Here is a 15,062-nt window from a genome sequence, read left to right on the forward strand (position 1 = left end):
GATTATAAATCCGCGACATCAATAAAGATAGTTTACTGCACGAAGGTTTCCGAAGTATAAGAGAAGAAAAAATATCCAGCAAAAATCACTCACTACTCAATTCTAAATACTAATTATTGCATACTGATTAATCCTATCGGTTTCTCCAGAAGAATGGTGTTAAAAGTATGAGGACGGTAAATAGTTCAAGTCTTCCTATAAGCATAAGAAAAGAACACCACCATTTTCCCTGAGGGGGCAAAGAATCAAAATTGTTTACCGGCCCAAGGTCTCCAAATGCCGGACCTATATTGCCCAGGGCAGAAGCTGCTCCCCCAATTGCAGTCTCAAAATCGAGGCCCATGGAAGCAAGCACTAAAGCCCCAATTATGAAAGAAAGCATGTAAAGGATAAAAAAGCCCAGAATATTAAAGACAATCTTTTTACTAATACTCTTACCGTTATAATGTACCGGGAGTACAGCGTTTGGGTGCAGCGTTCTTTTAAATTCAATGAGGCCGTTTCTAATCATGATCACATGACGCATCACTTTAACCCCCCCAGCTGTAGAACCTGCGGAGCCGCCAAGGAAGAATAATCCGAAGAAAAAGACCGTCAAAAAGGTAGTCCATAAAGTATAATCTGCCGTGACAAAACCTGTAGTGGTAACAATAGCAAGAACCTGAAACAGGGAATGTCTCAAGGCACTTTCAAATTCTCCCAAAATCATAGGATGGTTTATGGAAGAAAGCGAAGGATCGGCTTTAAAAAAAACGATTAAAGCAGCAATCAGCGTAAAACCAGTAATAAAATAGGAATACCATTTAAACTCTTCATCGCGAAATACCTTTCTAAAATTCCCTTTGAACCCAAAGTAACTTATTACGAAGTTTGTTCCTGCCAGAAACATGAAGAGAGAGATAATGTACTGCACCAGCGGATTATCATTCCAGTAGGCGACACTTGCGTTTTTGGTAGAAAATCCACCTGTAGAAAGTGTACTTAGGGAGTGATTAACGGCATCAAAAAGGCCCATACCGGCAACGTATAATAATACGGTTTCAGCAAAAGTTAGTCCTACGTAAATAAACCAAAGTCTTTTGGCGGTGTCGGTAATTCTTGGTTTCAGTTTATCGGCACTGGGGCCCGGAGCCTCTGCGGCAAATAGCTGCATACCGCCAATTCCCAACAGGGGAAGTATTGCAATGGCCAGGACTATAATTCCCATTCCCCCTATCCAGTGGGTAAGGCTTCTCCAGAAAAGCAGCCCTTTGGGAACAGATTCTATATCATTTAAAATTGAAGCCCCTGTGGTGGTGTAGCCAGACATGGTTTCAAAAAAGGCATTTGTGAACGAAGGTATTCCACCGCTTAACACATATGGCAGGGTACCACTTAGTGCCATAAAAACCCAACCAAAGGTAACGATGAGATAGCCATCCCTTTTTTTGACCTCTTTCACATGCCCCCTGGTAAAAACCATTGCCAAAGCCCCAATTCCCATAGTAATTAGTGCTGCCTGCAGGATTCCCCAGGTTACTCCATCCTGATAGTAAAAACTAACTCCGGCAGCAGTAAGCATGAACCCCCCGTTGCAGACCATGAGCACCCCCATGATATGACTAATTATAGGCTTATTAAGTCTCGGCATTAGAGGAACAATTTTTCTACTTTGTGAATGGCATGTGGCAAACAACAAATTACAATCCGGTCACCGGGAAGAATTCTAAAATTACCCAAAGCAATCACTCCTATTCCATCTCTTATAACTCCACCAATAATTGCTGATCGCGGAAAGTCAAGATCTATAATTTTTTTATTGGAAACCTTTGAAGTAGGTTTAACTATGAACTCCAGCAGCTCAGCATCCATATTACTAAGACGTGTCATTGCAACCACCTCTCCTTTTCTTATGTACCTGAATATATTACTGGCGGCCAGTAGTTTTTTATTGATAAGCGTATCTATCCCTATGGAGTGACTTAACTGAAAATAGTCCATATTCTCAACAAGTGCAATGGTTCGCTTTACATTCTTGGATTTAGCAACAAGGCAGGTCATAATATTGGTTTCAGAATTTCCTGTTACCGCAATAAAGGCGTCCATATCCTGAATGCTTTCTTCCTCAAGCAACTCCACATTACGACCATCTCCATGAATGATAAGGGCTTTTGGCAGTTCATCGGCAAGATCAAATGCTGTATCCTTATCGCTCTCTATGAGCTTCACATTCATTTTCTTTTTACACAAATCCATCGAGGCTTTACGGCCTATCTTGCTTCCTCCCAGAATCATGACATTCTTCATGTTCTGGCGTTTCTTTCCCGTAAGCTTATAAAGATCACTTACTCCCCCACGTGTGGTTACAAAGTAAACCTGATCGCCCTCTTTAAAAGTAGTAGTTCCCCTGGGAATAGTTGTCTCTACAGTATCCTTCCGCCGAAGTGCAATTGGCATAAAATGAATCCCCGGAAAAATCTTGGCAGTCTCTTTAACCGATTTCCCTAAAAAAGCAGCCGATTCAGAAAGTGTTAGTCCCACCATAGTAAGGGCTCCATCTTCAAACTCGTAACTATCATTAAACGCAGATTGATTCAGAAGAAGTTCAATTTCACGGGCGGCTAATGCTTCAGGAGAAATGAGTTCATCAATTCCAAACTGGGTAAAACCTATCTCGTCCTTTCCGTCCAAAAATTCGGTATTGGCAATTCTGGCAATGGTACGTTTTGCACCTAATTGCTTTGCCAGAACACAAACTGTAATATTTGTTGTTTCACTACTGGTAACACCAATTAACAGATCTACGTCTTTTACCTGCGCATCTTTGAGCACCGAAATGGAAGTAGCATCTCCTCTTAGAGTCCGAATATCCAGATGGGCATCGGCATAGATAAGATTCTCACGACTCACATCAATAAGAGTGATATCCTGCGATTCATATGACAATAGCTTGGCTAAATGGAATCCTACCTCACCGGCACCGGCAATGATTATTTTCATAAGGAACAAGTAAGTTCAAGAGGCACAAAGTTAATGTATTTCAATCGAGCAAAACAAAATACCACATAAGTATTTGGTTTACAGGCTCAGCATTTGATAGATAAACATGTATCTTTGGCGAAAATTTTTTGGCATGAGAAAGAAGGTTACCCCATACAAAGATTCCAGTTTAAACAAGAAGAAACAGGTAGAGCAAATGTTTGATACCATTTCTACCAACTATGATGGTTTAAACAGAGTTATCTCTTTTGGAATTGATGTAAAATGGCGTAAAAAAGTAATTAATATAATTTCTGAAACCAATCCTGAATCTGTTCTTGACATCGCAACCGGAACAGGAGACCTCGCCATTAGTCTGGCAAAAACAGGTGCAAAAGAAATCGTAGGTCTTGATCTTTCTGAAGGAATGTTATCTGTAGGAAGAAAAAAGATCGAAGAAGAACAACTTACAGAGCGAATCAAGATGATTCAGGGAGACTCTGAAGCTTTACCTTTTGACGATAATAGTTTTGATGCTATTTCAGTTGCTTTTGGGGTTCGCAATTTCGAAAATTTAGAAAAGGGCTTATCAGAAATTCTGCGGGTTCTAAAACCGGGCGGGATTTTTGTCATTTTAGAGACCTCTGTACCTACTAAATTTCCGTTTAAACAAGGTTACCAATTCTACTCTAAGAATCTTCTTCCCCTAATTGGTAAATTGTTTTCAAAAGACAAAGTTGCCTATAGTTACCTTAGTGAAAGTGCCGCCGCTTTCCCTTACGGCGAAAACCTGAACAATATTTTGCGTGAAATTGGGTTTATAGAGGTACAACACAAGCCTCAAACAATGGGAGTGGCGACTATTTATTCGGCATCAAAATAAGATCATGAAGAAGTTTTTAATTGCAGCAATTGTATTATTGTCGGCTTTACCAGCACGTGCACAGCTTTTTGGCGGGGAAGATGTGATCAATAATCCAAATTTTGATATGCAGCGATTTTCCTGGGGATATTTTCTTGGATTCAACACATACGACTTCGATTTTGACTATAAGGACTATATTCAAGGATCAAATCAGGGTAAAGATTTTCATGTAGACCGCACTATAGGTTTTAATGTGGGTTTAATCGGGAATATGCGCCTTAGCGATCACCTCGACCTGCGCCTGGAACCCGGAGTCTCTTTTAACAGAATTAATTTTATCTTTAATAAATCTGACCCTACAGATTCTTTTAGGGAAATAAACTCCACTTTTGTACACATCCCTCTTTTGCTGAAATTCTCCACTACCCGCATTAACAACTTTAAACCTTTTGTAGTAGGTGGAGTGTCTACTTCTCTTAACCTCTCCAGTAACGAGAATAACCCCGAAGACAACAGCGATGGCCAGTTTAGAATGACCACAAATAACTTTTATTACGAAATAGGTTTTGGTATAGATCTATATTTATACTACTTCAAGTTCACCCCATCAATAAGAGGAGTATTTGCTATCAATGATGAATTTGTACGGGATGATACTCCAGTATTCAACTCAGATAACATAGAAAAAATGTCTTCTCGCGCTGTCTTTATTAATTTTACTTTCCAGTAGGTTTCCTTCGGCTAAATTCACTTAAGAAAATGGCAGCGGCAGTCGCCACATTTAGGCTTTCTGTCATGACTTTTCCAAACTGGGGAATGTTCAACTTTTGAGTAATGAGTTGTTCTACTTCAGGTGAGATACCGTTACCCTCGTTACCTAGAACTACTACTCCTTCTGGAGAAACCGGTTCCCGGTAAACATTCTTACCTTCCAAAAATGTGCCGTAGACAGGTCTTTCTTTAGGGAGCTCTCGCAAATATTCAGCTAAATCAAGGTAATGAACCTTTACTCTTGAAATAGACCCCATGGTGGCCTGCACCACCTTTGGGTTATAACAATCTACCGTACCCTGTGAACAAATAAGGTCTTCGACCCCAAACCAGTCGCACAACCTAATAATAGTCCCCAAATTACCGGGATCCTGCACATCGTCTAATGCTACCTGCAATCCTTCAGCTTTAGGCTGCACTACTTCAGGAATATGAAAAATTGCCAATGCCGTTTGCGGACTTTGCTGATTGCTTACTTTTTTGAGATCGCCTTCAGTAATGAGATAGGTTTTTTCTTCCGCAGCATCAAAGATATCTTCAGCAGTAAATAAAGAATGAAGTTCTAAAGGGGAAGAAAGCAGTTCAAAAATGCCTTTTTTGCCCTCTATAACAAATAACCCATGCCTCGCCCTGTACTTTTTTTGAGACAGGCTTTTTATAAGTTTAATTTGGCTTTTGCTAAACATACCAAAGTTGTATTTTTGAGCACATTAAATAGGCTACTTGAAACATTTACGGGCAAAAATATCATTAATTCTTTTAATTGCTTTATTTCTTTCTTCCTGTAACGCTGTAAAAAGGGTTGAAGACGATCAAAGACTTCTAAAAGAGAATACCATTTATGTGGATGGTAAGGAGGTCTCTCAAAGAAATATTTACAACCAGCTTTACCAGGAGCCAAACAAATCTTTCCTGGGGCTACCGCTACAGCTGTACCTCTACAATCTCGCCAACCCCAATCCCGATACTACTTATATTAACTGGCTTCAGAAAAAACCGAAGAGAGCCGAAAGACTGGCAAATATTCTTTCTGAAAAGCAGGTAGTACGGCTGGGAAACATTTATGTAAATATTAATGAGTGGTTAAAGGAAACCGGCGAACCTCCTGCAATTGTTAGTGAAGAAAAAAGTCAACGATCTGCAGAACGGCTTAAGGCGTGGTACTGGAACAATGGCTGGTTTAATGCAGAGACTGGGTACGAGATCATTCCCACCAAGAAAAAGAGGGCGAAAATAAATTATTTTGTTACGCCAAAGCAACCTTATTATATCGATTCTGTCACTACAAAGATTGCTTCGGCGGTGGCCGATTCCATTTATGAAGCCCATAAGAAGAACTCCCTGATAGTGCCCGGAGTTCAATACAAAACCCAGGATTACGGAGCCGAGCGAGAACGACTGACTCAATTATACCGGAATAATGGGTTGTATCATTTTGAACAGGAATATATAAGTTTTGAGGCCGACACCATAAATACTGATCATAAAGTAAACTCTGCCATAATTATCCAGAACCGGGAAGCAACGGTAGATGGCGTGGAAACAAGAATTCCTTATAAGGTGCACAAGATAAGCAAGGTGAATATCTTCCCAGATTACCGCTATGAGAACCGCACCGAACCTATAACAGATACTGCCTCTAATGAAGGCTACAACCTTTACAGTTTTGAAAAGCTACAGTTTAAACCGGGGGCTCTTACCAATGCAATATTCATTACCCCGGGCACCATATATTCTGATGCCGATAGGACACTAACTTACAACCGACTCAACCAGCTAAGGATCTTTAAATACCCGAACATTCAATACATGGAGGATCCTACCGATACCACAGGCACAGCACTTGTTGCCAATGTTTTTCTCACTCCGCGTCAAAAATATTCTTTGGGTTTTGATTTTGATCTTTCCCAAAGCAACATTCAAAAATTCGGTATTGGTTTTGGGGGTTCACTTTTAATCCGGAATGTCTTTAAGGGAGCCGAAATTTTAGAGATCTCTGGAAGGGGAAGTATAGGATCTTCAAAAGACGCTGCAAATGACTCTGATCGATTCTTTGACATCACCGAAATTGGTATGGATGTAGATCTTACCTTGCCGCGTATTTTATTTCCTTTTTCAACCGAAAAATTTATTCCAAAGTACATGTATCCTTTTACCACCCTGGGTGCAGGTGCCAGTACGCAGACTAATATTGGTCTTGACAAGCAAAGTTTTACTGCTGTTATGAACTATAGATGGCTGCCCAACGATAAACTTACCCACCTCCTTGACCTGGTAAATGTGCAGTATGTACGCAACCTGAATGTAGATAACTACTTCAACGTATATCGTAATTCATACCTGGAAATAAACGAAATAGCAACTTCAGAAAATGTCAATGCTCCCGAAGAATTTTACACCACAAATGAACAGGGAGAGCGTTTTCTCATGATTCCTGAAGGTGCCGATGGTTTCTTACGCGCAGCACGCCTGGGAGAGGTTCAGGGGCTAACAGGGAGCCAGTCTGAAATTCTTAGCGATCTAAGAGAGCGAAAAAACCGGCTAACCGAAGATAACCTTATTTATGCAACCAATTTCTCTTATATCCTCAACAAAAAAGAGAATATCTATGATGAAGATTTTTCCCGGTTACGAATAAAATTAGAAGCAGCAGGACACTTTCTCTCTGCTGTATCCAGGCTCGCAGGGATCAAAAAAGACGAAACCGGCAGGTACAGCATTTTTGGAGTGAATTTCTCCCAATACGTTAAAACTGAAATTGACTATATAAAACACTGGGATCTGGGACGTGACAATGTAATTGCCATAAGGACTTTTGGAGGTATCGCCATTCCCTATGGAAATTCGAATAGCATTCCCTTCATAAGATCATTTTTTGCCGGAGGGCCTAACGATAACCGAGCCTGGCAACCTTATTCCCTTGGCCCCGGAAGTAGCGGTGGCCGAAATGAATTCAATGAAGCCAACATGAAGATAGCTTTAAGTGCTGAATACAGGTTTAATCTTTTTGGCGACCTTAACGCAGCCGTTTTTGCAGATGCAGGAAATATCTGGAATGTTTTTGATGTTGTAGAAGAAGAGGCTTCAACCTTTACGGGCCTTCCCGACCTTAAAGAACTTGCACTGGGAACAGGGCTGGGCTTCCGGTATGACTTCGATTTTTTTGTTCTGAGGTTTGATGTAGGTTTTAAAACTTACAACCCTGCCCTTGAACCAGAAAACAGGTGGTTTAGCGGGTACAAACTTTCAAAAGCAGTATTTAATGTAGGGATCAATTATCCTTTTTAACCCGACTATTTTTCTTATTTTTGTTAACCAAATAATAATAATTATGAGTTATAATATCAAACCCGGCGTTGCTACTGGCCAGGAGGTACAGGAAATTTTTAAATACGCAAAAGAGAAAAATTTCGCACTTCCCGCTGTCAATGTCATAGGCTCAAGTACTATTAACGCGGTACTTGAAACAGCAGCCGAATTAAATTCCCCCGTCATCATACAGTTCTCCAATGGAGGAGCACAATTTAATGCCGGTAAGGGTCTTTCTAATAAAGATGAGAAAGCCGCTATCGCAGGAGCTGTTGCCGGCGCAAAGCACGTTCATGAACTGGCAGAGGCTTATGGAGCAACAGTTATCCTTCACACAGATCACTGTGCGAAAAAACTTACAGGATGGGTAGATGGAATGCTTGATGCTAGTGAAAAGCATTTTGAGCAGTTTGGAAAACCTTTATTCAGTTCTCACATGCTCGATCTTTCTGAAGAATCTCTTGAAGAGAACATTGAGACTTCTAAGAAGTATCTTGAGAGAATGAGCAAAATGGGAATGACCCTCGAAATTGAACTTGGAGTTACCGGTGGCGAAGAAGATGGAGTTGACAATACCAACATTGATTCTTCGAAGCTTTACACCCAGCCAGATGAAGTTGCCTACGCTTATGAAGAATTGAGCAAAGTGAGCAATCAATTTACCATTGCTGCAGCTTTTGGTAACGTTCACGGGGTTTATAAGCCCGGAAATGTAAAATTGACTCCGGTGATCCTTAAAAATTCACAGGATTTTATTTCTGAAAAATACGGTGTTGAAAAAAATACTATAGACTTCGTTTTCCACGGCGGAAGCGGTTCTACAGTTGAAGAAATAAGAGAAGCTATTGGCTACGGAGTTATCAAAATGAACATTGACACAGATCTTCAATATGCTTATTTAGAAGGAATTCGCGATTACATGGGCGAAAATGCCGATTACCTAAAAGGTCAAATCGGTAATCCTGAAGGTGCAGATTCTCCAAATAAAAAATACTACGATCCAAGAAAATGGATTAGAGAAGGAGAGGTAACTTTCAAAAACCGTCTAAAAAAGGCTTTTGAAGACCTTAATAACATTAACACCCTGTAATAAAACTAATTAGAGGTATGGCCTGAATATTTTCGGGCCATACCTTTTTTAATCTCATTCACCATGGCTTGGTTTAGAAGAACACAAAAGGGAATACAAACTGCCACCGAAGACAAAAAGGATGTGCCCAAAGGTTTGTGGTATAAATCCCCTACCGGAAAGATTGTAGATGCAGAGCAGCTGGAGAAAAATTTTTATGTAAGCCCCGAAGATGGTTATCACGTAAGAATTGGAAGTAATGAATACTTCAAGATCCTTTTTGACGATAATAAGTTCACAGAACTTGACAAGAATCTATCGTCACGTGACCCGCTGGATTTCGAGGATACAAAAAAATATACCGATCGCCTGGAGGATGCCCAAAAAAAGACTGGTTTAAAAGATGCCGTTCGCACAGCAGTAGGAAAATCAAAAGGTAAAGACCTGGTAGTAGCCTGTATGGATTTTGCCTTTATAGGCGGCTCTATGGGTTCTGTAGTTGGAGAGAAAATCTCCAGGGCTGCAGATTATGCCTTAGAACACAAGCTCCCACTTATGGTCATCTCAAAATCTGGAGGAGCCAGGATGATGGAGGCAGCTTATTCTTTAATGCAGCTGGCAAAAACCTCAGCCAAACTTGCCCAACTGGCCGATGCCAGAATTCCTTATATTTCCCTCTGTACAGATCCTACAACAGGTGGTACCACAGCATCTTTTGCAATGCTTGGAGATATAAATATTGCCGAACCCGGTGCCCTTATCGGTTTTGCCGGCCCTCGTGTAGTAAAAGATACTACCGGTAAAGACCTTCCAGATGATTTTCAAACTTCAGAGTTTCTTATGGAACATGGATTTTTAGATTTCATCACTAAAAGATCTGAACTTAAGAATAAGGTCAACCAATACATCGATCTTATTCAAAATCAACCCATACGGGCTTAAAAATGACATTTTAGGCTGTCAATCAGAAAAGTAATATTTTACCCTGTTAATATTTTATAATATATTATATTTGCGGCCTGGCAGAAAACCTGTCAATACATAAAAATCATTAAAATTAATATTGGAATGTATTTAACTAAAGAAGCAAAAGAAGAACTTTTTGCAAAACACGGCAAAGGAAAGAACGACACAGGTTCTGCCGAAGGACAAATTGCCCTGTTCACTCATCGTATTGAACATTTAAGTCAACACTTAAAGAACAATCGTCAGGATTTTAATACAGAGCGATCACTGGTAAAATTAGTAGGTAAGAGAAGAAGCCTACTTGATTATTTAATGAAGAAAGATATCTTGAGGTATCGTGCGATCGTTAAAGAATTAGGATTAAGAAAATAACTAAAAGGGGCTCTCGCGGCCCCTTTTTTTATACCATTTCTTCTTTACACACAGCTTTTTTAAAAATTTATTATTGGTTTTTCTTTTCCTTTGAAAAATCTCCGTAATTTTTAAGCTGAAAAAATTCAGTAATAAAAGCTCATTTTTGACACCTCTGGTTTTTTACCTGGCAGGTGAGAAAACAAAAGGCAGTTTTTCATTGGTCTTCACAACCCACAACAACAACACAACCTGTCCCGTTCAGAATTAACGGGAGACCATTGTTTAACAACCTGCAAATGAGCAGGAGTAGAATTAAAAAATTTATGATTCCAAAGACATTTAAGGAGGTTATCGACCTTGGAGATGGCAGGACTATTTCCATCGAAACCGGAAAATTGGCAAAACAGGCCCACGGTTCTGTTGTTGTTCAAATGGGAGACGCTATGCTACTTTGTACCGTAGTTTCTAACTACAACAAAAGCACGGCAGATTTCTTTCCGTTAACAGTAGATTACAGAGAAAAATTTGCAGCCGCGGGTAGATATCCCGGCGGATTCTTTAAAAGAGAAGCACGCCCAAGCGACGGAGAAGTTCTTGTAATGAGAATTGTTGACCGCGTTTTGCGTCCCCTTTTCCCTTCAGATTATCGATATGAGACCCAGGTGATGATCCAGCTGATGTCTCATGATGAAGAAGTAATGCCCGATGCACTTGCAGGACTGGCAGCTTCAGCAGCAATTCAGCTTTCAGATATCCCATTTGAAACTGCAATTTCTGAAGCCCGTGTGGGAAGAATCAACGGCGAGTTCGTGATCAACCCAAGCCGTAGCCAACTGGCAGAATCTGACATTGATATGATCATTGGTGCCTCTGCCGATTCTGTAATGATGGTAGAAGGTGAAATGAAAGAGATTAGCGAAGAAGAAATGGCCGAGGCTATAAAATTCGCTCATGAAGCCATCAAAGGTCAAATTGAAGCCCAGCAACGCCTTGCCGATGCTTTTGGAAGAAAAGAGACCAGGGAATATGCTGTTGCAGAATCTGATGAAGATCTGTACAACAAAGTTCGCGAAGCTGCTTATCAAAAGATCTATGATATCGCTAAAGGTGCTCATAGCAAACATGAACGTAGCGATGCATTTTCTGCAGTAAAAGACGAAGTTCTTGAAATGTTCTCTGAAGAAGAACTTGAAGAGAAAAAAGATCTTATAAAAGGTTACTTTAACAAAGTAGAAAAAGAAGCAGTTAGAGAATTGACCCTTGCTGAAGGTTTGCGTCTTGACGGAAGAAAGACAGATGAAATTCGCCCAATTTGGTGTGAGATCGATTATCTTCCTTCTGTACACGGTTCTGCCATATTCACCAGAGGTGAGACTCAGGCACTTGCTACAGTGACCCTTGGAACTTCCAGAGAAGCAAATATGATAGATATGCCTACCCACCAGGGTGAGGAAACTTTCTATCTGCACTACAACTTCCCTCCTTTTAGTACAGGTGAGGCCTACCCAATTCGTGGTACATCACGAAGAGAAATTGGTCACGGTAACCTTGCACAAAGAGCCCTTAAAGGAATGATTCCGCAAGACTGCCCATATACTGTAAGGGTTGTTTCTGAAGTACTTGAATCTAACGGATCCTCATCTATGGCAACCGTTTGTGCCGGTACAATGGCAATGATGGATGCAGGTATTCAATTGAAGAAACCGGTATCTGGTATTGCTATGGGACTTATTTCTGATGGAGATCGTTTTGCAGTACTTTCTGACATCCTTGGAGATGAAGATCACCTAGGTGACATGGACTTTAAAGTAACCGGAACAGCCGACGGAATTACCGCCTGCCAGATGGATATTAAAGTAAAAGGACTTGCTTATGAGATCCTTGTTAAGGCCCTTAAACAAGCCAGAGCAGGAAGACTTCATATCCTTGATAAACTTACCGAAACTATTGCTGAACCAAAAGCAACCGTAAAAGCTCACGCTCCAAAAATGGAGAAAGTGGAAATACCGGGAGAATTCATTGGTGCTGTAATTGGGCCTGGAGGAAAAGTTATTCAGGAAATGCAGAAGGAAACCGGAACTACCATTGTAATCGAAGAAGTCGAAGATATGGGAGTGATCGAGATCCTTGGTGTAAACCAGGAAATGATCGACGAAGTCAAAAAACGTATCAAAGCAATCACTTTTAAACCTGAAGTTGGTAAAGTATACGAAGTGAAAGTGGTTAAGATGCTTGATTTTGGTGCTGTAGTTGAATACAAGGAAGCAAAAGGAAATGAAGTACTTCTTCACGTTTCTGAACTTGCCTGGGAACGCACAGAAAATGTGAGCGACGTTGTCAACATGGGCGACGAGTTTGAAGTAAAATATCTGGGTATGGATCCTAAAACAAGGAAACCTAAAGTTTCCAGAAAGGCTATCCTACCTAAACCAGAAGGATATTCTCCAAGACCTCCACGAGACAACAATCGTGATAGCGGGAGACGCGATAACCGTGATAATCGCGGCCGTGATGACCGTTCAAGAGGAAACAGAGATCGTAACGACAGGAACTAATTCCTGCCAAACCGAATAAATTTTAGAGGCCGCCTAAAAAGCCCCGTTAGTGTCAAACTGAATTCCAGAAGACCTTACAGCAACTTTTTAGACGGCCTCTTCTCTATTTTATGAATAACAGGAAAGTTTTAAAATACCATTCTTATGCCGGGCTCATTGCCGGATTTGTTTTAGTTTTAATGGGATTATCTGGAGCCATTCTGGTTTTTCAGCATGACATAGACAATTACCGCTGGCAGGAATATATTGAAGTAGATAACTTTTCGGGCTTACATATTGACCGCGGTATTTCGACAATTCAGAAAAATTATCCCGGCTGGGACACCCGACTCATTCATTTTGAAGAACAGGAAGCACTCATCTTCAATTTAAGGAATTCTAACGAAAGACTTTTTGTCTTTGTGCACCCATCCAGTGGAGAAATTATTAAAGAGCTTAACGAACTCACCACCTTTACCCGTTGGTTGCTAAAGTTTCACTATTCCCTGCAGGCAGGTCCTGTAGGCCGCACAATTGTGTTTATTGTTGGCATTCTGTTCCTATTTTCGCTCATCAGCGGAATTTACCTCTACCGTAAAAGCATCTTTAAAACACTATTTTTCAAAACCCCGGTACTCACAAAGAACAAACGCACTTTTTATTCTTCCCTGCACCGCATTGTAGGCACCTGGGCTTTACTGCTTAATTTTATTTTGGTGATCACCGGTATTTTACTTTCGTGGAGCGTTGTTGTGGCCGGTTTTAAAACTTCAGCCGCACCAAATTCTCCTGCTGTTACAGTACAGGTGGGAAGTTTACTAAAAGAAATGCAGCAGGAACTTCCAGATTTCCAACCCACCTACATCAGGCTTCCGCTTCGCCCTGATGCCAACCTCGTCATTTATGGTTTTTTTGATGATGACCCTTTCTTTTATTCTGAATTCTTCAACTATGTTAGTGCCGACTATCTTTCCGGAGAAATTAAAGGAGTCACAAAAATCCAGGAAGCCAACCTGGGAACAAAAATTTTAAGTACCGTACTCCCGTTGCACTTTGGGCAATATGGCGGCATTTGGATTAAGCTTCTGTACTGCCTTATCGGCCTTAGCGGCCCCTTTTTATCTATTACAGGCTTCCTGATCTGGCGACAGGGAAAACAGGTCAAAAGACGTCGAAAGAAAAAAATTTTTTATTATCTTTAATTCTTGTAACATTTCCAACCCATCTTACGTATAACTAATACAAGAGTTATTCATAATTAAAATCCAAGGAGACGTTAGATGAGACAACTTAAAATTACGAAGCAGGTAACAAACCGTGAAACTGCTTCGCTGGATAAGTATTTGCAAGAAATTGGTAAAGTTGACCTGATCACCGCAGATGAAGAGGTGGAGTTGGCACAACGAATTAAAGCGGGTGATGACCGTGCTCTGGAGAAACTTACAAAAGCGAACCTTCGTTTTGTGGTATCTGTAGCGAAACAATATCAAAACCAGGGATTAACCCTTCCCGACCTTATAAACGAAGGAAATTTAGGATTAATAAAAGCTGCCAAGCGATTTGATGAAACCCGTGGTTTCAAATTCATATCCTATGCCGTTTGGTGGATTAGACAGTCTATTCTGCAGGCTCTTGCAGAGCAGTCTCGTATTGTGCGTTTACCGCTCAACAAAATTGGTTCAATAAACAAGATCAACAAAACTTTTGCTTTCCTTGAGCAGTCACATGAGCGTCCGCCAAGTGCCGAAGAGATCGCGAAAGAACTTGATATGACTATTAATGATGTTAAGGAATCAATGAAGAATTCCGGGCGTCACGTATCTATGGATGCTCCTTTGGTAGAGGGAGAAGATTCTAACCTTTATGATGTACTTCGTTCAGGAGAATCTCCAAACCCCGATAGAGAACTCCTACATGAGTCTTTGCGTACAGAAATTGAAAGAGCTCTTGAAACCCTTACTCCCAGAGAAGCCGATGTTATTCGTCTTTATTTTGGACTCGGAGACCAGCATCCAATGACTCTTGAAGAAATTGGCGAGACTTTTGATCTAACAAGAGAAAGAGTAAGACAAATTAAGGAAAAAGCAATTAGAAGGTTGAAACACACCTCAAGAAGCAAGATATTAAAGACATACCTGGGTTAATTCCCGGTAAAGAAGCAACAGTTGATTACTGTTCGTTTTTTGATTGATTGATGAAGAACCCGGAGCTGATTACTCCGGGTTCACCTTTTTAT

Annotated in this window: 12 protein-coding genes; 9 read left to right on the top strand and 3 right to left on the bottom strand. The window is 40.6% G+C overall.

Features of this window, described 5'->3' with window-relative positions; translation table 11 throughout:
- Positions 1–133: 133 nt before the first annotated feature.
- Complete coding sequence (locus tag VS868_RS02480; RefSeq protein ID WP_345599085.1) at positions 134–1,630, bottom strand: TrkH family potassium uptake protein; 1,497 nt, start codon at positions 1,628–1,630, stop codon at positions 134–136.
- Positions 1,630–2,979, bottom strand: a complete 1,350-nt coding sequence (gene trkA, locus VS868_RS02485) for a Trk system potassium transporter TrkA (protein WP_266070706.1) — start codon at positions 2,977–2,979, stop codon at positions 1,630–1,632. The genes VS868_RS02480 and trkA overlap by 1 nt, the downstream gene beginning before the upstream one ends.
- Before the next feature lie 133 nt (positions 2,980–3,112).
- Here trkA and ubiE point away from each other — a divergent pair, with 133 nt between their 5' ends.
- Positions 3,113–3,841: a bifunctional demethylmenaquinone methyltransferase/2-methoxy-6-polyprenyl-1,4-benzoquinol methylase UbiE gene (gene ubiE / locus VS868_RS02490; protein ID WP_345599086.1), complete on the top strand. Its 729-nt coding sequence runs from the start codon at positions 3,113–3,115 to the stop codon at positions 3,839–3,841.
- A 4-nt stretch (positions 3,842–3,845) separates the two neighbouring features.
- Entirely contained in the window at positions 3,846–4,553 is a 708-nt protein-coding gene (locus VS868_RS02495; RefSeq protein WP_345599087.1) for a porin family protein, read from the top strand.
- Here VS868_RS02495 and VS868_RS02500 read toward each other — a convergent pair.
- Positions 4,540–5,280, bottom strand: coding sequence for an RNA methyltransferase (locus VS868_RS02500; protein ID WP_345599088.1), 741 nt, complete (start codon positions 5,278–5,280; stop codon positions 4,540–4,542). The two genes, VS868_RS02495 and VS868_RS02500, sit on opposite strands and share 14 nt — an antisense overlap.
- A 37-nt stretch (positions 5,281–5,317) precedes the next feature.
- On the opposite strand from VS868_RS02500, the gene VS868_RS02505 reads away from it, so the two are divergent.
- The 7 genes from VS868_RS02505 (at position 5,318) to VS868_RS02535 (ending at position 14,970) form a co-directional block, all read left to right on the top strand.
- A complete protein-coding gene (locus tag VS868_RS02505; RefSeq protein WP_345599089.1) occupies positions 5,318–7,882 on the top strand; it encodes a BamA/TamA family outer membrane protein in 2,565 nt (854 codons plus the stop codon).
- Positions 7,883–7,925: 43 nt separating this feature from the next.
- Positions 7,926–8,993, top strand: a complete 1,068-nt coding sequence (gene fbaA / locus VS868_RS02510; protein ID WP_266070701.1) for a class II fructose-bisphosphate aldolase — start codon at positions 7,926–7,928, stop codon at positions 8,991–8,993.
- A gap of 63 nt (positions 8,994–9,056) precedes the next feature.
- Positions 9,057–9,914, top strand: coding sequence for an acetyl-CoA carboxylase, carboxyltransferase subunit beta (gene accD, locus VS868_RS02515; RefSeq protein WP_266070700.1), 858 nt, complete (start codon positions 9,057–9,059; stop codon positions 9,912–9,914).
- A 126-nt stretch (positions 9,915–10,040) separates the two neighbouring features.
- The gene (gene rpsO / locus VS868_RS02520; RefSeq protein ID WP_265164334.1) at positions 10,041–10,310 is read left to right on the top strand and encodes a 30S ribosomal protein S15; all 270 of its coding nucleotides are present in this window, start codon (positions 10,041–10,043) and stop codon (positions 10,308–10,310) included.
- A gap of 305 nt (positions 10,311–10,615) precedes the next feature.
- A complete protein-coding gene (locus VS868_RS02525; RefSeq protein ID WP_266070699.1) occupies positions 10,616–12,847 on the top strand; it encodes a polyribonucleotide nucleotidyltransferase in 2,232 nt (743 codons plus the stop codon).
- 110 nt (positions 12,848–12,957) lie between these two features.
- Positions 12,958–14,028, top strand: a complete 1,071-nt coding sequence (locus tag VS868_RS02530) for a PepSY-associated TM helix domain-containing protein (RefSeq protein ID WP_345599090.1) — start codon at positions 12,958–12,960, stop codon at positions 14,026–14,028.
- Positions 14,029–14,106: 78 nt separating this feature from the next.
- Positions 14,107–14,970, top strand: a complete 864-nt coding sequence (locus VS868_RS02535) for a sigma-70 family RNA polymerase sigma factor (protein WP_029035204.1) — start codon at positions 14,107–14,109, stop codon at positions 14,968–14,970.
- Positions 14,971–15,062: the final 92 nt, after the last annotated feature.

It is taken from the genome of Salinimicrobium sp. 3283s, assembly GCF_039602225.1.
In the GTDB taxonomy this organism is placed as follows: Bacteria; Bacteroidota; Bacteroidia; order Flavobacteriales; family Flavobacteriaceae; genus Salinimicrobium; species Salinimicrobium profundisediminis.

Coding starts and splice junctions, on each gene's coding strand:
- VS868_RS02480 (WP_345599085.1), bottom strand. CDS start 1,630: ATGCCGAGACTTAATAAGCCTATAATTAGTCATATCATGGGGGTGCTC.
- trkA (WP_266070706.1), bottom strand. CDS start 2,979: ATGAAAATAATCATTGCCGGTGCCGGTGAGGTAGGATTCCATTTAGCC.
- ubiE (WP_345599086.1), top strand. CDS start 3,113: ATGAGAAAGAAGGTTACCCCATACAAAGATTCCAGTTTAAACAAGAAG.
- VS868_RS02495 (WP_345599087.1), top strand. CDS start 3,846: ATGAAGAAGTTTTTAATTGCAGCAATTGTATTATTGTCGGCTTTACCA.
- VS868_RS02500 (WP_345599088.1), bottom strand. CDS start 5,280: ATGTTTAGCAAAAGCCAAATTAAACTTATAAAAAGCCTGTCTCAAAAA.
- fbaA (WP_266070701.1), top strand. CDS start 7,926: ATGAGTTATAATATCAAACCCGGCGTTGCTACTGGCCAGGAGGTACAG.
- accD (WP_266070700.1), top strand. CDS start 9,057: ATGGCTTGGTTTAGAAGAACACAAAAGGGAATACAAACTGCCACCGAA.
- rpsO (WP_265164334.1), top strand. CDS start 10,041: ATGTATTTAACTAAAGAAGCAAAAGAAGAACTTTTTGCAAAACACGGC.
- VS868_RS02525 (WP_266070699.1), top strand. CDS start 10,616: ATGATTCCAAAGACATTTAAGGAGGTTATCGACCTTGGAGATGGCAGG.
- VS868_RS02530 (WP_345599090.1), top strand. CDS start 12,958: ATGAATAACAGGAAAGTTTTAAAATACCATTCTTATGCCGGGCTCATT.
- VS868_RS02535 (WP_029035204.1), top strand. CDS start 14,107: ATGAGACAACTTAAAATTACGAAGCAGGTAACAAACCGTGAAACTGCT.